Origin of the sequence: Micromonospora sp. NBRC 110038 (assembly GCF_020884815.1) — a bacterium.
Classification (GTDB): domain Bacteria; phylum Actinomycetota; class Actinomycetes; order Mycobacteriales; family Micromonosporaceae; genus Micromonospora; species Micromonospora haikouensis.
This window is the reverse complement of the sequence record NZ_BBOL01000001.1, coordinates 1,635,055-1,652,607: the sequence shown is the minus strand read 5'-3', so window position 1 is coordinate 1,652,607 and position 17,553 is coordinate 1,635,055. Positions and strand designations below refer to the sequence as shown.

Genomic DNA, 17,553 nt, shown 5'->3' with positions numbered 1-17,553 from the left:
TGTGGCTCCGCGCGGATCGTCGGCCAGGTCACCGGGGGTGCCGGTCGGCGTGCGGACCCGGCGCGGGGGTCCTACGGTGAGGACGTTGTCGACCTCGGGAGCTGGAGCGTGCCGATGCGGGACTGGTTCCTCACCGCGGCCGAACGCGCCAACCCGGTCTCACGGATACCCGTCTGGACGACCGGAAACCTCGCCGAGCCGCTGATTCACGGCTCGGCCTACTTTGACCGGCTGGTCAGCGAGGTGGAGGCGCTGCGGGCCGGCGACCATCTGTTCTTCACCGACTGGCGCGGCGACCCCGACGAGCTGATGCGCCCGGACGGCCCGACCGTCGCCCAGTTGTTCAGCCAGGCCGCCCAGCGCGGGGTGGTGGTCAAGGGCCTGCTGTGGCGCTCGCACCTCGACGCCCTGTCGTTCAGCGAGGCGGAGAACCGCAGCCTCAGCGAGACGATCTGCGCGGCCGGCGGCGAGGTGCTGCTCGACCAGCGGGTCCGCCGGGGCGGCTCGCACCACCAGAAGCTCGTCGTGCTGCGCCATCCCGAGGACCCGGAACGCGACGTCGCCTTCGCCGGTGGGATCGACCTGTGCCACAGCCGCCGCGACGACGCCGAGCACCGCGGCGACCGGCAGGCCGTGCTGATGTCGCCCCGGTACGGCGACCACCCGCCCTGGCACGACGTGCAGCTCGCGCTGCGCGGGCCGGTGGTCGGCGCGCTGGACACCACGTTCCGCGAGCGGTGGACCGACCCGATGCCGCTGGACTCGGAGAACCCTCTGGCCTACCTGCGGGACCGGCTGCGCGGGTCGGACCTGCGCCCGGACCCGCTGCCCGACCAGCCGGCCGACCCGCCGCCGTGCGGCCCGCACCGGATCCAGGTGCTGCGCACCTATCCGGCGGTGCGCCCGCGCTACTCCTTCGCCCCCGACGGCGAGCGGACGGTGGCGCGCGGCTACACCAAGGCGGTACGCCGGGCCCGCCGGCTGATCTACCTGGAGGACCAGTACCTCTGGTCGACCGAGGTGGCCGACCTGTTCGCCCGGGCGCTGCGGGACAACCCGGAGCTGCACCTGGTGGCGGTGGTCCCCCGGCACCCCGACGTCGACGGCCGGTTCGCGCTGCCGCCGAACCTGGTGGGGCGGGAGCAGGCGCTCGCGCTGTGCGGGAAGGCCGCGCCCGACCGGGTGCACGTCTTCGACGTGGAGAACCACGCGGGCGACCCGGTCTACGTGCACGCCAAGGTGTGCGTGGTCGACGACGTGTGGGCCAGTGTCGGCAGCGACAACTTCAACCGCCGCTCCTGGACCCACGACAGCGAGCTGTCCTGCGCCGTGCTCGACGAGACCCGGGACGACCGCGCCCCGCTGGACCCGGCGGGGCTGGGCGACGGGGCCCGCCGCTTCCCCCGGGACCTGCGGCTGCGGCTGTGGCGGGAACACCTGGACCGGGACCCGGACGGCGGCGGGGACGCCGACCTGCTCGACCCGGCCTCGGCGGTCCGGGCGATCACCTCGGCGGCCGACGCGCTGCAGCGCTGGCACGACTCGGGGCGGGTGGGCCCGCGACCGCCGGGCCGGCTGCGCCCGCACCGCCCCGAGCGGCTGCCGTGGTACACCCGGGCCTGGGCGCTGCCGGCGTACCGGCTGGTCTACGACCCGGACGGCAGGCCGCTGCGGGCGCGCCGATCCGGCACCTGGTGAGCGGGCGCGTACCCGCCCGGCCCGCCCGGGTACGCGAAGGAGGCGCGCGGCGAGTAGAAGCCCTCTGTGATGGTCAGCGGGTTGGCCGGGCGCAGCGCGTGGACGGGGTGGTCGGGGTCGAGGAAGTCGACGGACTCCACCTCGAACGGCGTCACCGGTTCGGCCACGTACGGGTGGACGCCGCCGGTCAGCTCCCCGTCGCGGGCGGTCACGTAGCGGTGGTGGCCGCTGCGGATGAGGTGACCGGTGTGGCCGACGTGGACCCGGGTGCGGATCAGCGGCATGCCGTCGACCTCAGTCTGCGCCACCAGCGTGTCGCCGCGCCGCTCCAGCCAGGTGTGCCCGGCCCCGACGGGTGCGCCGCGCGCGGCGGCGTAGCCGCGCATCCGGGGGCTGGAGCAGAGGTAGTGCGTCCACCAGCCGCCCGGGGCGCCCTGGCCGGCGACGCAGATGCCGAGGTAGGTCAGCGAGTATGCGCCGAGGCCGGAGGTCTGGGTCTCGTCGTCGACCACGTACTGGTTCATGAAGACGTGGGGGTCCGCCCCGGCGCGCAGGCCGGCCGGCAGTAGGGCGACGACCGCGTCCGGGGCCGCCGGCAGCCAGCAGAGGTAGACCATGCGGCTGTGCACGACGAGGTGCGGGTCGGCGGGGTCGAGCACGGCGCCTCCGGGCGGGGGAAGGTTCCCCGCGACGCTACGGGCCGTCCCGCACGCGGGACAACGACGGAAAGCCGACAGTTCGGACCCATAACCGACCTGGAACCGGTAATCGCGATCACAGATTCGTACGTTGCTGCCCTTTTTGGGGGTTTTGTTGTCGAACACACCTTAAGTACATCGTACTTTCGGCTAGATTTCTGGAGGCCGATCAGGCTAAGGTGAGTCCCGAACGGACCATCTGAAGCTAAACCAAAGCGTCACGTCTTTATCCGCGGACGAGGTGCAGGGAGGACCACCCATGACCGCGCCAACGACCAGCGAGCAGACGACCACAGCGCCGGAGTCCACGGCCAAGCTCGATCCGCGTGCGCTCACCGACAGCGCCGCCGATCTGCTCAACGCGATGGCGGCACTGCCCGCCAACCACCCGTCGCGCGCCGCGATGCGGGACCGGGCGATCGAGGCCTGGCTTCCCCTGGCCAACCACCTGGCCCACCGCTACAGCGGGCGGGGCGAGCCGACCGACGACCTCGCGCAGACCGCCGCCGTCGGCCTGATCAAGGCCATCGACAAGTTCGATCCGTCGCGCGGCGTCGACTTCGCCGGCTACGCCATCCCGACCATCATCGGCGAGCTCAAGCGGCACTTCCGCGACCGCACCTGGGACATCCGCGTCCCGCGCCGCCTCCAGGAGCTGCGCCTGGCGATCTCCGACGCCAACAGCTCCCTGCTCCAGACGCTGGGCCGCTCCCCCACGGTCGCCGACATCGCCGCCCACCTCAAGCTCACCGAGGAAGAGGTCCTGGAGGGCCTGGAGGGCGCCCGCGCCTACAACGCGGTGTCGCTGTCCACCCCGACCGGCGACGGCGACCGGGCCACCGAGCTGGGCGACATGCTCGGCGGCGAGGACAACGAGTTCGAGCTGGCCGAGCTCCGGGTCGCCCTCGGCCCGGCGCTCGCCACGCTCGACGAGCGCGAGCAGAAGATCCTCACGCTGCGCTTCTACGGCAACCTGACCCAGTCGCAGATCGCCGAGCAGATCGGCGTCTCGCAGATGCACGTGTCCCGGCTGCTCGCCCGGGCGCTGACCAAGCTGCGGGGCCAGCTCGACGGCACCTACTAGGCCCGCCCGCACGAAAGACGAGGGGGCCCGGCGCGCGCGTGCGCCGGGCCCCCTCGCGTGTCGGCTCCTCAGCCGGTCGTCGCCGGCTCCCGCCACATCGGGAAGAACGGGGTGCCGTCCGGCAGCCGGAAGACCTCCCGGGGCCGGTAGCCGTGCCGGGCGTACAGGTCCCGGCCGATCTCGCTGCTCGCCTCCAGATAGCCGGGCACGCCGTTGGCGTCCAGCCAGGCGTGGTGGTGGCGCAGCAGCGCCGAACCGATCCCCCGCCCCTGCCGGTCGGGCGTGACCGCGAGGAACGCCAGGTGGTGGTGCCCGTCGTGCGGGTGGCTGGCGGCGAACAGGTCGTCGAGGTGGCGGAACCGGTCGACCCACGCGCCGCACGCGGCGGCCAGCCGGGCGTCGTAGTCCACCGGTGGCGGGACGTCGTCGCCGGTCTGCGGGAACCACACCGCGACCCCCGACCGGTCGGCCGTGGCGTGCACCTGGCCGTGCGCCATGGCGTGGCCCACCAGGATCTCGAAGTTGTCGGCCAGCACGGCCCGGCGGCGCGTGGCGTCCGGCACGAGCCAGTGGGTCGCCGGCAACACCAGGAACGCCTCGGCGATCCGCTCGGCCACCAGCCGGGTCTCGGCCGGGCCGAGCCGCTCGATGCGTACGTCGCTCACCTGTGCGCCCCCGCGCCCACGCGGGCCGGCTCGCCGTCGAAGCCCTGGGCGGCCAGCAGGGTGGCGCTCTCCGCGCCCAGCCCGATCCGGGCGTAGACGTCGGGCCGGCTGTTGCGCAGCACCAGCGCCCAGAGCACGCCGACCAGCGCGGCCACCGGGTACGCGGCCGGGACGGCCCAGCGCAGCGCGGAGTCGGGGGCGACGCCGAGCAGGATGGCGAAGTTGTCCACCGCCACCGTGATGATGGCGACCAGCGCCACGGCGGCCAGCCCCGGGGCGATCAGCCGCCGCCACAGGTTCTCCTGCGCCCGGGTGCGGGCGAAGTAGGCCATCACCGCGATCGACGTGGTGGCGATCAGCAGCAGCACGCCGAACCCGCCGCCGGAGCCGGCGTAGTAGAAGAGCTGGAGCACCGGGTCCCAGCCGTTGACCGCGTACAGCACGATCACCAGCAGGCCGAGGGCGCTCTGCGCGAGCGAGGCCACCCGGGGCGAACCGGTGCGCGGCGAGGTCTGCCCGAACGCCGCCGGCAGCACCCGCTCCCGGCCGAGCGCGAACGCGTACCGGGCGGTGGTGTTGTGGAACGAGATCATCGCGGCCAGCACGGAGGTCATGAACAGCGCCTGCCCGATGGTGACGGCGGTGTCGCCGAGGTGCGCCCCGGCCAGGTTGAAGATCAGCTCGACGCTCTGCTCGCCGGCCTGCGCCGAGATCTGGTCCGGCCCGACGGCCACGGTCATCGCCCACGACGACAGGGCGTAGAGCCCGGCGATGATCGCCACCGACAGGTACGTGGCCATCGGGACCGTGCGCTTCGGGTCCCGGCTCTCCTCGCTGAACACCACGGAGGACTCGAAGCCGACGAAGCCGGTCATGGCGAGCACCAGCAGCGCGCCGGCCCCCGGGACGAGCAGGCTGTCCGGGGACAGCGCGGCGAGGCTCACCGAGCCGCCGGCCGGGTGGCCGAGCTGCCCGAGGTCGAACACGAGGATCACCGCGATCTCGGCGACCAGCAGCACCGCCAGGACCATGCCGTTGACATCGACCCGCAGCAGGCCGAGCACGGCGACCAGGGCCCACGCGACCAGGGCCACCACCCACCAGGCCGGCGACGCGCCGAACAGCCGCTCCAGCACCGGCGTCGCCGCCGCGCCGACCGCGCCGTACAACCCGACCTGGAGCGCGTTGTACGCCAGCAGGGCGACCCACGCCGCGCCGACGCCGGCCGGGCGGCCCAGCCCCCGCGAGACGTACGCGTAGAACGCCCCGGCGTTCTCCACCCGGCGGGCCATCGCCACGTACCCGACGGAGAAGAGGGCGAGCACCGCGCCGACCACCAGGAAGGCCAGCGGCATCCCGGTGACGCCGGTGACGGCGTAGCCGGTGGTGACCACGCCGGCCACCACGGTCAGCGGCGCGGCCGCCGACAGCACGAAGAAGATCACCGACGGCACGCCGAGGCGGCCACGGGCCAGGGCGTCGGAGACGTTGCTCGGTCGTTCGAATGTAGTCGTGGGGGGCATCGACTGCTCCGGTTCGAGGAGGGGTGAGGGGCCGGCGGCCGTCAGGGCATGCCGCGCAGCACGGCCGCGCCGACGGCAGCCTCGGTGTGCGCGACGAGCTCCTTCAGGGGCGGGGGCAACGCCGGGATGAGAACACTGAGCCGGTGGTGGGCGCGGGGGCCGGCACTCCACAGCACCTCGCGGGTGAGGCCGGCGGCGGCGACCAGGCCGAGCAGCAGCGCGTCCGGCACGGTCGGGGGCTCCGGCCGGTCGAGCAGGGCCCGCAGCCGGGTCGCCGGCCAGGCCACCGCGTTGAGGTCGATCGGGACGTAGCTGACGCTGGTGCGCAGCAGGCGGCGGTTCTCCTGCCGGCGCAGCACGCCGGCGCGGGCCAGCCGCTCCGCCACCGAGGTCGCCGCGCTCTGGCCGAGGAAGCTCAGCCAGGTGCGCACCGACTGGTGCTGGGACTCGCCGACCAACTGGTCCAGGACGGTGTGGGCCAGGGCGTCGGCGGGCGGGCGGCGGTCGACGACGGTCACGTTCCCGGCGGCGACGGTGACCTGTCCGAACAGGACCAACTCGCCGAGCAGGGCCGCCGCCAGGCCGATGCCCGCCGCGCTGGGATGCAGCTTGGGCTTGCCCCGGCTGTCGTTGTGGGCGATCAGATAGAACTCGTCGGCGGTGAGCACACGAGCCTCCCGAACGGATTGTCCACAACTGATCGACGCCGGGTGAAAGGATGCACGTCAGCGGGTTGCAACGCAACTCCCACTTTCGACAGTTGCACTCCGTGTCCGAACGACCTGGGGATCTTGGCGTGACAGACTCGGAGGGTGACCGCCAGCCCGACCGTCCGCCGCCGTCGTATCGCCCGCGAGCTGCGCCACCTGCGCGAGCGCTCCGGGATGACCCTCGACGTCGCCGCCCGCCAACTCGACATGTCCAAGAGCAACCTCTCCCGCATCGAGAACGCCCAGATCGGCATCAAGCCCCGCGACGTCCGGGCCGCCCTGGCCCTCTACCAGGTCACCGGGGCCGACGCCGAGGCGCTGATCGAGATCGCCCGGGGCGCGCAGCAGCGCGGCTGGTGGCAGAACTACAGCGACGTGCTCCCCGAGTGGTTCGAGTTCTACGTCGGGCTGGAGGCCGAGGCGGCGTCGCTGCGCACGTACGAGGCCGAGGCCGTGCCCGGCCTGCTCCAGACCGAGGCGTACGCCCGGGCGATCTACCGGCTGACCGCCGGGGAGGAACGCATCGAGCGCAAGGTCGCCGCCCGGCTGCGCCGGCAGGACGTGCTGCACCGGGAGAACCCCGTCGAGCTGTCGGTGGTGCTCAACGAGGCGGTGCTGCTGCGGCCGGTCGGCGAACCGGCGGCGATGGCCGAGCAGCTGGCCCACATCCACCACGTCGCACAACTACCGAACGTCACGGTGCAGGTACTTCCGTTCGCGGCCGGCGGGCACCCGGCGATGACCACTCCCTACGTCATCCTGGGCTTTTCCGACGACGCCGACGCATCCGTGGTTTACCTGGATAACCTCACGATGGGACTGGCTCTGGAGGAAGCCGATCATGTGCGCGGGTATAGCCTGTTGCACGAGAAGCTGTGCCGGATGGCGCTCAGTCCGGCGGATTCGTTGACCCGCCTGGAGGAGGCTTCTCGTAACTTTGCGTGACCGCATCGCGGCGCGCCAGCAGAAAGACGAGAGGTACGGGGATGACCGCGCTCGACCTGTCCCGGGCGGCCTGGCGGACCAGCAGCCGCAGCAGCGGCAACGGCAACTGCGTCGAGGTGGCCACAGCCGACGGTCGGGTCGCGGTCCGCGACTCCAAGGACCGCGAAGGCCCCGCGCTGGTCTTCGCCCCGGGGGCGTGGGACGCGTTCGTCGCCGGCCTCGACGCCGTACGCCCCCGCTGACGCCCGGCGGCCCGGTGCGACAGTAGGACGGTGCTCGCCGACGTAACCCTCGACCTGCCGGTCCGCCCCGCGCTACCGGCGCTGCTCGACGCCCTGCGCGCGGCCGGCGGCGCGGTCCTGGTCGCGCCGCCCGGCACGGGGAAGACCACCCTGGCCCCGCTGGCCGTGGCCGGGGCGGTCGCCGGCCGGGTGGTGCTCGCCCAGCCGCGCCGGGTGGCCGCCCGCGCGGCGGCGCACCGGATGGCCGCCCTGCTCGGCGAGCGGGTCGGCGACCGGGTCGGGTACGCGGTGCGCGGCGAGCGCCGGGTCAGCGCCGCCACCCGGGTCGAGGTGGTCACCACCGGCCTGCTGGTACGCCGGCTGCACCGCGACCCGGAGCTGCCCGGCGTCGGCGCGGTGCTGCTCGACGAGTGCCACGAGCGGCAGCTCGACGCCGACCTGGCGCTGGCGTTCACCGCGCAGGCGCGCGAGACCCTGCGCCCGGACCTGTGGCTGCTGGCCATGTCGGCGACCCCGGACGCGGGCCGCTTCGCCGCGCTGCTCGGCACCGGAGGCACGCCGGCCGAGGTGGTGCGGGCGGAGGCCGCGCTGCACCCGGTGGCCCGGGTCTGGGCCCCGCCGCCCCGCCCGGCCCCCGTGACCGCCTCCGGCCGGGTCGACCCGGCGCTGCTGGACCACGTGGCGGCCACCGTGCGCCGGGCGCTCGCCCAGCACGACGGGGACGTGCTGGCCTTCCTGCCCGGGGTGGGCGAGATCGCCGCCGTGACCGGTCGGCTGGCCGCCCTGCGGGGCACCGTGGACCTGCTGCCGCTGCACGGGCGGCTGCGCGCCGCCGAGCAGGACGCCGCGCTGCGCCCCGCCGGCCGGCGGCGGGTGGTGCTGGCCACCGCCGTGGCGGAGAGCAGCCTGACCGTGCCCGGGGTCCGGGTGGTGGTCGACGCCGGGCTGGCCCGGGTGCCCCGGGTGGACCTGTCCCGGGGCCTGGGGGCGCTGGTCACCGTGCCGGTGTCCCGGGCGGCGGCGACCCAGCGGGCCGGCCGAGCCGGCCGGGAGGCACCCGGGCACGTCTACCGCTGCTGGTCGGAGGCGACGCACGCCCGGCTCGCCGCCCAGCCGGAGCCGGAGATCGCCACCGCCGACCTCACCGGCTTCGCCCTGGAGCTGGCCGCCTGGGGCGACCCGGACGGCACCGGGCTGGCCCTGCCGGACCCGCCGCCGGCCGCCGCCATGACGGTCGCCCGGGACACCCTGACCACCCTCGGCGCCCTGGACGCGGCGGGCCGGATCACCGACCGGGGGCGGGCCATCGCCGGGGCCGGGACGCACCCCCGGCTGGCCCGGGCGCTGCTGGACGGCGCGCCGGTGGTCGGCGCGGACCGGGCCGCCGCGGTCGTCGCGCTGCTCGCCGACGACACCGTCGCCGGGCCGGGCGACGACCTGACCGCCGCGTGGCGGCGGCTGCGGGCGGGCACGGATCCGGCGGCCACCGCCCGCTGGCGCGCCGAGACCCGCCGGCTGCGCGCCGCCCTGCCCACCGGGGCGACCACCCCGACGCCCCCGCTGCCCGACGAGCTGGCCGCCGGGCTGGTGGTCGGGTTGGCGTACCCGGAGCGGTTGGCCCGCCTCCGGCGGGCCGGCGGGTCGACGTACCTGATGGCGGGCGGCACCGCGGCGGAGCTGGCCCCGGGGTCGGCGCTGGCCGGCACGGCGTGGCTGGCCGTCGCGGTGGCCGACCGGTCCCCCGGCGCGCCGACCGCCCGGGTGCGGCTGGCCGCCGGCCTGGACGAGGCGACGGCGCGGGAGGCCGGCGGCCCGCTGCTGCGCTCCGGGCGGGAGGTGGCCTGGTCCGGCGGGGACGTGGTGGCCCGGGAGGTGGTCCGCCTCGGCGCGATCGAGCTGGTCGCCCGACCGCTGGCCCGCCCCGGGCCGGAGCTGGTGGCCGCCGCGCTGCGCGACGGGCTGCGCCGCGACGGCCTCGCGCTGCTGACCTGGTCGCCGGCCGCGCGGGCGCTACGCGAGCGGATGGCGTTCTGCCGGCACGCGCTCGGGCCGGACTGGCCGGACGTGACCGACGACGCGCTGCTGGCCGGCGTGGCCGACTGGCTGGGCCCGGAGCTGGCCGCCGCCCGCCGCCGCGCCGACCTGGCCCGGGTCGACGTCGTCGCCGCGCTGCGCCGGCTGCTGCCCTGGTCGCTGGCGGCCCGGCTGGACGATCTGGCCCCGGAGCGGATCGCCGTGCCCAGCGGCTCCCGGGTCCGGGTGGACTACGCCGACCCGGCGGCCCCGGTGCTCGCGGTGAAGCTCCAGGAGACGTTCGGCTGGGCCGACGCGCCCCGGGTCGCCGGCGGCCGGGTGCCGGTGCTGCTGCACCTGCTCTCCCCGGCCGGTCGGCCGGTGGCGGTCACCGCCGACCTCGCGTCGTTCTGGCGCACGGGCTATCCGCAGGTCCGCGCGGAGCTACGGGGGCGCTACCCCCGCCACCCCTGGCCGGAGGACCCGACCACGGCCGAGCCGACCCGCCGGGCGGCCCCCCGCCGCCGCTGACCCCGCCGCCGCTGACCCCGGCCCCGCCGGGCCGGGCCCCGGGCCGGCCCGGGCTCGGCGGCAGGCCCGCCCGGCCGGGTCGGGCTCACCATGTCGGCGACATGGGGGTGTCCCGGGGCCCCGGATACCGCCATGTCGCCGACATGGCGGCGGCCAACCGGCCGGCGGCCAACCGGCCGGCGGCCGACAGGCAGGCGGGCGACAGGCAGGCGGGCGGCGGGTCAGTCCTCGGCGACCACGTCGGCGATGACGACGGTGACGTTGTCCGGACCGCCGGCGCGCAGCGCCAGGTCGATCAGCCGCCGGGCGCACTCGTCGCGGTCCGGGTGCCCGGCCAGCACCTCGGCGAGGGTGTCCGGACGTACCACGTTGGACAGGCCGTCGCTGCACAGCAGCCAGCGGTCGCCGGCCCGGGGCACCATGGTCGCGTACGCCGGGGAGACCTCGCCGCCCTGCAACGCCTGGGTGACCACGGCCCGGCGGGGGTGGCTCGCGGCCTGGTCGGGGGTGATCAGGCCCTGGTCGACGAGCATCTGCACGAAGGTGTCGTCGCGGGTGATCTGCTTGAGCACCCCCTCCCGGTAGAGGTAGGCGCGGGAGTCGCCGACGTGGGCCAGGGCGAGGCAGCTTCCGGTGCGGGCGAAGAGCAGGGCTGTCAGGGTGGTGCCCATGCCCTGCCGCTCGGGGTCCTCGCGCACGGCCTCGGCGATCCGCGCGGTCGCCTGCTCGATGCCGCTCTGCAAGGCGGCGACGAGGGCGTCCTCGGGTGTGGCCAGGTCCAGGGGTCCGACCGCGTCGATCGCGATGCGGCTGGCCAGGTCTCCGGCGGCCATCCCGCCCATGCCGTCGGCGACGGCGACGAGCCAGGTGCCGGAGTGCAGGGCGTCCTGGTTGCCGCTGCGGATCAGCCCGCGGTCGCTCGCCCCCACGGAACGCAGCTTCAGGGTCATGGCACGCAGCCTGCCAGTTGGAGGGCGCAGTTGTCTCTAGGAGATCGCGAGGACGCCGCGTGGCGCGGCGAATCTCACGCGGCGGGACGGGTCGACAAATCTTATTCAGCGACCTCAATTGACACGGCAGACACCCGCTGGAAATATCAGGTCGATAGTGGGAGCGCTCCCAGCATCGGCGCAGCCCCGTCCCCCGGAAGGATCCCCCGTGACGCCATCCCGACGACGTCGACGCCGCCTCGCGGCACTCGCCGCGGCGACCACCCTGGCCCTCACCGGCACCACCGCCGGTGTGGCCCACGCCGAGGTTCCGCCGGACGCCCCCGAGCAGCTGAAGAACGGCGACTTCAGCGAGGGCGTCTCCCCCTGGTTCTCGTACGGCACCGGCCCGCTCGGCGTGACCGACGGCCGGCTGTGCGCCACCGTGGCCGGCGGGCTGGCCAACCCCTGGGACGCCGGCATCGGCCAGGACGCCGTGCCGCTGACCGCCGGCTCCGAGTACGAGCTGTCCTTCGACATCACCGCCACCCCAGGGGCGAACGTCAAGGCCGTGCTCCAGCTCGGCGCCGCCCCCTACACGCAGTACGCCAGCGTGGACGCCGCCGCCACCGGCACCAGCGCGCACTTCGCCAAGACGTTCACCGCGAGCGAGGACAACCCGAGCGCGCAGATCATCTTCCAGGTCGGCGGTGCCGCCGCCGAGCAGACCATCTGCCTCGACAACGTCTCGCTGCGCGGCGGCGAGCCGCCGGTGCCGTACGAGCCGGACACCGGGCCCCGGGTGCGGGTCAACCAGGTCGGCTACCTGCCGGGCGGCCCGAAGAACGCCACCGTGGTCACCGAGGCCACCACCCCGTTCGCCTGGCAGCTGCGCTCCGCCGCCGGCGCGGTGGTGGCCAGCGGGCAGAGCAAGCCGCGCGGAGTCGACGAGGCGTCCGGGCAGAACGTGCAGACCATCGACTTCTCGTCGTTCCGCACGCCGGGCACCGGCTACACGCTCGTCGCCGACGGCGAGACCAGCCACCCGTTCGACATCTCCGGCACCCTCTACGACAAGCTGCGCAGCGACGCCCTCCAGTTCTTCTACATCCAGCGCAGCGGCATCGCCATCGACGGCGACCTGGTCGGCGAGGAGTACGCCCGCGCCGCCGGCCACATCGGCGTCGCCCCCAACCAGGGCGACACCAGCGTGCCCTGCCAGCCGGGGGTCTGCGACTACTCCCTCGACGTGCGCGGCGGCTGGTACGACGCGGGCGACCACGGCAAGTACGTGGTCAACGGCGGCATCGCCACCTACCAGCTGCTGAACACCTTCGAGCGGACCAAGACGGCGGCCACCGCCGACGCCGGCGCGGGGCTGGCCGACAGCACCCTGCGGGTGCCCGAGCGCGGCAACGCCGTGCCCGACATCCTCGACGAGGCCCGCTGGGAGCTGGAGTTCCTGCTGCGCATGCAGGTGCCGGCCGGCAAGCCGCTGGCCGGGATGGCCCACCACAAGATCCACGACAAGAACTGGACGGGCCTGCCGCTCGACCCGGCCGCCGACCCGCAGCCGCGCGAGCTGCACCCGCCGTCCACGGCCGCCACGCTCAACCTGGCCGCCGTCGCCGCCCAGTGCGCCCGCCTGTTCGCCCCGTACGACGCGGCGTTCGCCACCCGCTGCGGCACCGCCGCGAAGACCGCGTACGCCGCCGCCAAGGCGCACCCCGCGATCTACGCCAGCCCCACTGACGGCACCGGCGGCGGCACGTACGACGACACCGACGTCAGCGACGAGTTCTACTGGGCCGCCGCCGAGCTGTTCCTGACCACCGGTGAGGCCGCGTACCTGACCGACCTGACCGCCTCGAAGCACCACACCGGCGCGGTCTTCGGCGACCAGGGCTTCGGCTGGCAGGGCGTCGCGGCGCTGGGCCGCCTCGACCTGGCCACCGTCCCCAGCGGCCTGCCGGCCGTCGAGCGCACCCGGGTCCGCGCCTCGGTGACCGCCGCCGCCGACCGTTACCTGGAGATCGCCGCCGGCCAGGCGTACGGGCTGCCCATGCCCGGCGACGCCAACAGCTACTTCTGGGGTGCCAACGGCAACATCACCAACAACGCGGTCGTGCTGGGCACCGCCTTCGACCTGACCCGCGACGCGAAGTACCGCGACGGGGCCGTGCAGGCGGCCGACTACCTGCTGGGCCGCAACGCGCTCAACATCTCGTACGTGACCGGGTGGGGCGAGCACACCGCGCGCAACCAGCACAGCCGGATGTACGCCAACCAGTTCGACCCCGCTTCGCCCAACCCGCCCGCCGGCTCCCTCGCCGGTGGCGCGAACGCCGGCCTGCAGGACCCGTTCTCGTCGAACCTGCTCGCCGGCTGCAAGCCGATGTTCTGCTACGTCGACGACATCAACTCGTACTCGACCAACGAGATCGCGATCAACTGGAACTCGGCGCTGACCTGGCTGGCCTCGTTCCTCGCCGACCAGGACGACGCGCCGGCCGTGCCGACCCCCACCTGCTCGGTCTCGTACGACAACTACGGCACCTGGCACGGCGGCACCGGGTTCACCGCCCAGGTGACCATCCGCAACACCGGCACCGCCGTCGTGAACGGCTGGACCGCGAAGTTCGCCTTCACCGGTGACCAGAAGGTGCGGGAGGCGTGGATGGCGAAGGTGACCCAGTCCGGGGCCACCGTGACGGCGAAGAACGAGTCGTACAACGCCCGGATCGACCCGGGCGGCGCGACGACCTTCGGCTTCAACGCCACCACCGGCGGCGGCGCGAACCCCGCGCCGGGCCTGGTCACGGTCAACGGGGCGCCCTGCACCCTGTCCTGACCCGACCATACGGAAAGGGTGGCCTCCCGTTCGGGGGGCCACCCTTTCGGCGTTCCGGCCGGCGGCGACGCCGCGCGGATCAGGGGGCGTCGTGCGCCCCGGCGGTGACCCCGCCCGCCATGCTCGGGGCGGCCTCGCCGCCGACCCAGACGTACGTCTTCCCGACCGTCGTCGTCGCGGCGAGGCCGCCGGCGAAGAGCTGGTTGACCCGGGACGCCTCGGCGGCGCTGGGGATCGCGTTGGTGCAGGACACCGGCGCGCTGCTGCCGGACATCAGGTCGGAGCAGAGGCCGGTGCGCTTGTCGGGCAGGCCGAGGATGTGGCCGATCTCGTGGGTGGCGATGCGGGTGCGGTTGTAGCCCTGGTCGACCGCCTCCCAGCCCATCCAGACCCGGCCGTTGCCCAGCGAGGTGGTCTGCGCCCGGGGCCAGCCGTTGTCGACGTAGATGGTGATGTTGCCGGGGGTGGCGGGCAGCAGCCGGACGGTGCTGACGTTGCTGTTCCAGATCTGGGCGGCCTGGTCGAAGTTGGTGCGGAACTCGCCGGCCCGGCTCGCGTCGTAGTAGACGGTGCGGACGGCGGACGCGCTGGTGCCGGTGGCGGCCAGCACCCCGGCGGCGGCCAGGACGGTCGCGGCCAGGGCTCCGGCCGTACGCAGCAGGTGTCGTCGGATCACACGCACTCCTCGGAGGTCACGGCGGCAACACCGCCCCGATCGATGTGCGTCGATGATAGATCCAGCCTGGCCGATCCATCCGCATAGCGGCTGCGTCATACGAGCCGCGTCGGCCCCGCCCTCCCGGGCGACGGCTCAGCCGATCTCCTCGTCGACGAAGCACCAGCGCCACGCCTCCCCCGGCTGGATGGAGCGCATCACCGGGTGGCCGCTGGCCGCGAAGTGCTTCGACGCGTGCTGGTACGGCGACGAGTCGCAGCAGCCCACGTGCCCGCAGGTCAGGCAGGACCGCAGGTGCACCCAGTCGGCGTTGCCGACGGTCACGCAGTCCGGGCACTCCGTCGTGGTGGCCGGCTCGGCCGTGCCCGCCCCCGCCAGGTGCTCGCAGCTCATGACTCCTCCTCCCGCCGCAGCAGCGACTCCTCCAGGTCCAGGTCGCGGTACGCCCGCACCAGCACCTCCTCCGGTATCCGGCCGGAGTCGCGGGCGGCCCGGAACACCTCCCGCTCCGCGTCGATCATCTCCTGCCGCAGCCGACCGTACGCCTGCGACGGCGTTTCCCGCTCGGTGCCGCCCAGCCGCTCCCACGCCAGGTTGGTGCGCTCCTGCGCCACCCGGCGCAGCCGCTCCACGACCGCCGTCGGCGCCGACTCGGCCAGCTCGTCGAGCCGCTCCCGGGCGGCCCGGCTGGCCTGCTGCTGCACGCCCGCCGCCGAGAGCGCGTCCTGCACCGGGTCGTCCGGGGGCAGCTTCAGCCGGCGGGCCACCGCCGGCAGCGTCGCGCCCTGGCCGACCAGCGTCACCACGATCACCGCGAAGGCCAGCCAGATGAACAACTGCCGGGGGTAGGGGCGGTCCTGCGCGAGGGTCAGCGGCAGGGCCAGCGCGGCGGCCAGGGTGACCACGCCCCGCATCCCGGCCCAGCCGATGACGATGGGGAACTTCGCCAACGGGGCCGGGTCCCGCTGCCGCACCCGGGGCACCAGGCGGGCCAGGTAGGTGGCCGGGAAGAGCCACACGAACCGGGTCAGGAAGACGGTGACCAGCACCGCGCCGGTGATCGCGGCGAGGAAGCCCAGCGGCTCGTCCAGGTCCCGCACCACCTCGCGCAGCTGGAGGCCGACCAGCAGGAAGACCAGCCCCTCCAGCAGGAACCGGACCAGCCGCCAGAACGCGCCGATCTGCAGCCGGGAGGCCGCCGACATCAGCAGTGGCATCTTGTGCCCGATCCCGAGGCCGGTCACCACCACGGCGACGACCCCGGAGGCGTGGATCTCCTCGGCGGCGAACACCACTGCGAACGGCACGATCAGCGACACCGCGTTGTCCAGCAGCGGGTCGGTGATCCGCTTGTGCAGGAACCCGAAGACCACCACCCCGAGCAGGCCCATCACGATGCCGCCGCCGGTGGCGACGAGCACCTCCCAGGCCACGTCGCCGACCCCGACCGAGGTACCGATCGTCGCCATCGTGGCCACCCGCAGCAGCACCAGCGCGGTGGCGTCGTTGATCAGGCTCTCGCCCTCCAGGATCGTCACCACCCGGCGGGGCAGGCCGATCCGGCGGGCCACGGCGGTGGCCGCGACCGCGTCCGGCGGGGCGACCACCGCGCCGAGGGCGAGGCAGACGGCGAACGGCACCGCCGGCAGCAGCAGGTGCACCACGAGGCCCACCGCGAACGCCGTGAAGATCACCAGCCCGACGGCGAGCAGCAGGATCGGCCGCAGGTTGAGCCGGAACGCCGGCACCGACGTCTCCAGGGCCGCCACGTAGAGCAGCGGCGGCAGGATGCCCACCAGCACCAGGTCCGGGTCGAGCCGGACCTGGGGGAAGCCGGGCACGAAGGAGAGCGCGAGGCCGACCACCACGAGCAGGATCGGCGCGAGCAGCCCGAGCTTGCGGGCCAGCGCCGCGCCGAGCGTCGCGATGGCGAGGAAGACGACGACCTCGAACAGGGGCTCCATGGGATACGAGCCTAGGGCCCCACCCGGCGCGGACCGATCACGCGGCCCGCAGTTTCGGCAGCACCTGGGCGCCGAACGTGTCGATGAAGGCCCGCTGCTGCTGCCCGACGTGGTGCAGGGCGATCTGGTCGAAGCCCAGCTCCACGTACTCCTGGAGCCAGCCGACGTGCCGGCCGAGGTCGGCCGAGACGTTGACCGTCGAGGCGACCTTCGCCATCGGCACGTCGGCGGAGACCACGTCGAAGTGCTCGGCGGTCTCCAGGTCCCAGCAGACCGGCGGCGCGAAGACGTTGCTGCGCCACTGGTCGTACGCGATCGCCTCGGCCTCGGCCTGCTCGGGCGCCCAGCTCACGTGCACCTGCAGGTGCAGCGGGCCCCGGCCCCCGGCGTCGCGGTAGGCGTCGATCATCTCGCGCAGGTGGCCGGTGGGGGCGTTGACGGTGATCAGCCCGTCGGCCCACTGCGCGCACCAGCGGGCGGTGGCCACGCTGACGGCCGCGCCGATCAGGGCCGGCGGCTGCTCGGGGCGGGTCCACAGCTTGGCCCGGTCGACCGTGACCAGGCCGTCGTGGCTGACCTCCTCGCCGGCCAGCAGCGCCCGGATCACGTCGACGCACTCGCGCAGCCGCGCGTTGCGCACGTCCTTGCGGGGCCACGGGTCGCCGGTGATGTGCTCGTTGCTGGCCTCGCCGGTGCCCAGCGCCGCCCAGAACCGGCCGGGGTACATCGCGCCGAGGGTGCCGATGGCCTGGGCGATGATCGCCGGGTGGTAGCGCTGGCCCGGCGCGTTGACGACGCCGAAGGGCAGGTTGGTGGCCTGGAGGGCCGCGCCCAGCCAGGACCACGCGAACCCGGACTCGCCCTGCCGGGCGCTCCACGGGGAGAAGTGGTCCGAGGACATGGCGGCGTCGAAGCCGGCCCGCTCGGCGTGGATCACCGCCTCCAGCAGCCTGGCCGGGTGGATCTGCTCGTGGGACGCGTGGAAGCCGAACACCGTCATGGGCGCACCTCCTACCCACGCCGG

The 17,553-nt window shown here is 74.4% G+C and carries 14 protein-coding genes and 1 pseudogene; 6 read left to right on the top strand and 9 right to left on the bottom strand.

The genetic code is table 11. The annotated features are described in order from the left end of the window. Positions 1–108 precede the first annotated feature (108 nt). Positions 109–1,698 (top strand): phospholipase D-like domain-containing protein, encoded by a 1,590-nt coding sequence (locus tag LPU61_RS06390; protein ID WP_229404394.1) that lies wholly within the window; start codon positions 109–111, stop codon positions 1,696–1,698. On the opposite strand, the gene LPU61_RS06385 is transcribed toward LPU61_RS06390, so the two are convergent. Then, the gene (locus LPU61_RS06385; protein ID WP_043962854.1) at positions 1,647–2,357 is read right to left on the bottom strand and encodes a hypothetical protein; all 711 of its coding nucleotides are present in this window, start codon (positions 2,355–2,357) and stop codon (positions 1,647–1,649) included. The genes LPU61_RS06390 and LPU61_RS06385 overlap by 52 nt on opposite strands. 298 nt (positions 2,358–2,655) lie before the next feature. On the opposite strand from LPU61_RS06385, the gene LPU61_RS06380 reads away from it, so the two are divergent. Next, positions 2,656–3,480 (top strand): SigB/SigF/SigG family RNA polymerase sigma factor, encoded by an 825-nt coding sequence (locus tag LPU61_RS06380; RefSeq protein ID WP_043962852.1) that lies wholly within the window; start codon positions 2,656–2,658, stop codon positions 3,478–3,480. Between the two features lie 68 nt (positions 3,481–3,548). Here the strand turns inward: LPU61_RS06380 and LPU61_RS06375 are convergent, their stop codons facing one another. From LPU61_RS06375 to LPU61_RS06365, 3 genes are read right to left on the bottom strand one after another with little or no spacing between them, the layout of a single operon-like run. Beyond that, entirely contained in the window at positions 3,549–4,145 is a 597-nt protein-coding gene (locus LPU61_RS06375; protein ID WP_043962851.1) for an N-acetyltransferase, read from the bottom strand. Then, on the bottom strand, positions 4,142–5,668 hold the full coding sequence (locus tag LPU61_RS06370) for an APC family permease (RefSeq protein WP_043962850.1): 1,527 nt from the start codon (positions 5,666–5,668) through the stop codon (positions 4,142–4,144). The genes LPU61_RS06375 and LPU61_RS06370 overlap by 4 nt, the downstream gene beginning before the upstream one ends. A 41-nt stretch (positions 5,669–5,709) precedes the next feature. After that, positions 5,710–6,336, bottom strand: a complete 627-nt coding sequence (locus LPU61_RS06365; RefSeq protein ID WP_229404393.1) for a GPP34 family phosphoprotein — start codon at positions 6,334–6,336, stop codon at positions 5,710–5,712. 144 nt (positions 6,337–6,480) lie between these two features. On the opposite strand from LPU61_RS06365, the gene LPU61_RS06360 reads away from it, so the two are divergent. Genes LPU61_RS06360 through hrpB form a run of 3 tightly spaced genes read left to right on the top strand, consistent with a single transcriptional unit; the run spans position 6,481 to position 10,109 of the window. Continuing rightward, positions 6,481–7,323: a helix-turn-helix transcriptional regulator gene (locus LPU61_RS06360; RefSeq protein ID WP_043962847.1), complete on the top strand. Its 843-nt coding sequence runs from the start codon at positions 6,481–6,483 to the stop codon at positions 7,321–7,323. 41 nt (positions 7,324–7,364) lie between these two features. Further along, positions 7,365–7,565 carry a DUF397 domain-containing protein gene (locus LPU61_RS06355; protein ID WP_043962846.1) on the top strand — a complete coding sequence of 67 codons (201 nt, stop codon included), beginning with the start codon at positions 7,365–7,367 and terminating at the stop codon, positions 7,563–7,565. A 30-nt stretch (positions 7,566–7,595) separates the two neighbouring features. After that, a complete protein-coding gene (hrpB, locus tag LPU61_RS06350) occupies positions 7,596–10,109 on the top strand; it encodes an ATP-dependent helicase HrpB (protein ID WP_043962845.1) in 2,514 nt (837 codons plus the stop codon). 221 nt (positions 10,110–10,330) lie between these two features. Here hrpB and LPU61_RS06345 read toward each other — a convergent pair whose 3' ends face one another. Further along, positions 10,331–11,059 carry a PP2C family serine/threonine-protein phosphatase gene (locus tag LPU61_RS06345; protein WP_043962844.1) on the bottom strand — a complete coding sequence of 243 codons (729 nt, stop codon included), beginning with the start codon at positions 11,057–11,059 and terminating at the stop codon, positions 10,331–10,333. A 208-nt stretch (positions 11,060–11,267) separates the two neighbouring features. On the opposite strand from LPU61_RS06345, the gene LPU61_RS06340 reads away from it, so the two are divergent. Next, complete coding sequence (locus tag LPU61_RS06340; protein WP_229404392.1) at positions 11,268–13,889, top strand: glycoside hydrolase family 9 protein; 2,622 nt, start codon at positions 11,268–11,270, stop codon at positions 13,887–13,889. Between the two features lie 109 nt (positions 13,890–13,998). On the opposite strand, the pseudogene LPU61_RS06335 reads toward LPU61_RS06340, so the two are convergent. The 4 genes and pseudogenes from LPU61_RS06335 to LPU61_RS06320 form a co-directional block, all read right to left on the bottom strand. Further along, positions 13,999–14,565, bottom strand: a pseudogene (locus LPU61_RS06335) (snapalysin family zinc-dependent metalloprotease); the annotation flags it as partial. A gap of 135 nt (positions 14,566–14,700) precedes the next feature. Next, positions 14,701–14,958, bottom strand: coding sequence for a UBP-type zinc finger domain-containing protein (locus tag LPU61_RS06330; protein WP_229404390.1), 258 nt, complete (start codon positions 14,956–14,958; stop codon positions 14,701–14,703). Continuing rightward, positions 14,955–16,529 (bottom strand): Na+/H+ antiporter, encoded by a 1,575-nt coding sequence (locus tag LPU61_RS06325; protein ID WP_043962840.1) that lies wholly within the window; start codon positions 16,527–16,529, stop codon positions 14,955–14,957. The genes LPU61_RS06330 and LPU61_RS06325 overlap by 4 nt, the downstream gene beginning before the upstream one ends. Before the next feature lie 37 nt (positions 16,530–16,566). Next, on the bottom strand, positions 16,567–17,529 hold the full coding sequence (locus LPU61_RS06320) for a TIGR03885 family FMN-dependent LLM class oxidoreductase (RefSeq protein WP_043962839.1): 963 nt from the start codon (positions 17,527–17,529) through the stop codon (positions 16,567–16,569). Positions 17,530–17,553 lie beyond the last annotated feature (24 nt).

Excerpts from the sequence above, each read along its gene's own strand:
- LPU61_RS06330 (WP_229404390.1), bottom strand. The coding sequence starts at position 14,958 with ATGAGCTGCGAGCACCTGGCGGGGGCGGGCACGGCCGAGCCGGCCACC.
- LPU61_RS06355 (WP_043962846.1), top strand. The coding sequence starts at position 7,365 with ATGACCGCGCTCGACCTGTCCCGGGCGGCCTGGCGGACCAGCAGCCGC.
- LPU61_RS06370 (WP_043962850.1), bottom strand. The coding sequence starts at position 5,668 with ATGCCCCCCACGACTACATTCGAACGACCGAGCAACGTCTCCGACGCC.
- LPU61_RS06380 (WP_043962852.1), top strand. The coding sequence starts at position 2,656 with ATGACCGCGCCAACGACCAGCGAGCAGACGACCACAGCGCCGGAGTCC.
- LPU61_RS06320 (WP_043962839.1), bottom strand. The coding sequence starts at position 17,529 with ATGACGGTGTTCGGCTTCCACGCGTCCCACGAGCAGATCCACCCGGCC.
- LPU61_RS06325 (WP_043962840.1), bottom strand. The coding sequence starts at position 16,529 with ATGGAGCCCCTGTTCGAGGTCGTCGTCTTCCTCGCCATCGCGACGCTC.
- LPU61_RS06345 (WP_043962844.1), bottom strand. The coding sequence starts at position 11,059 with ATGACCCTGAAGCTGCGTTCCGTGGGGGCGAGCGACCGCGGGCTGATC.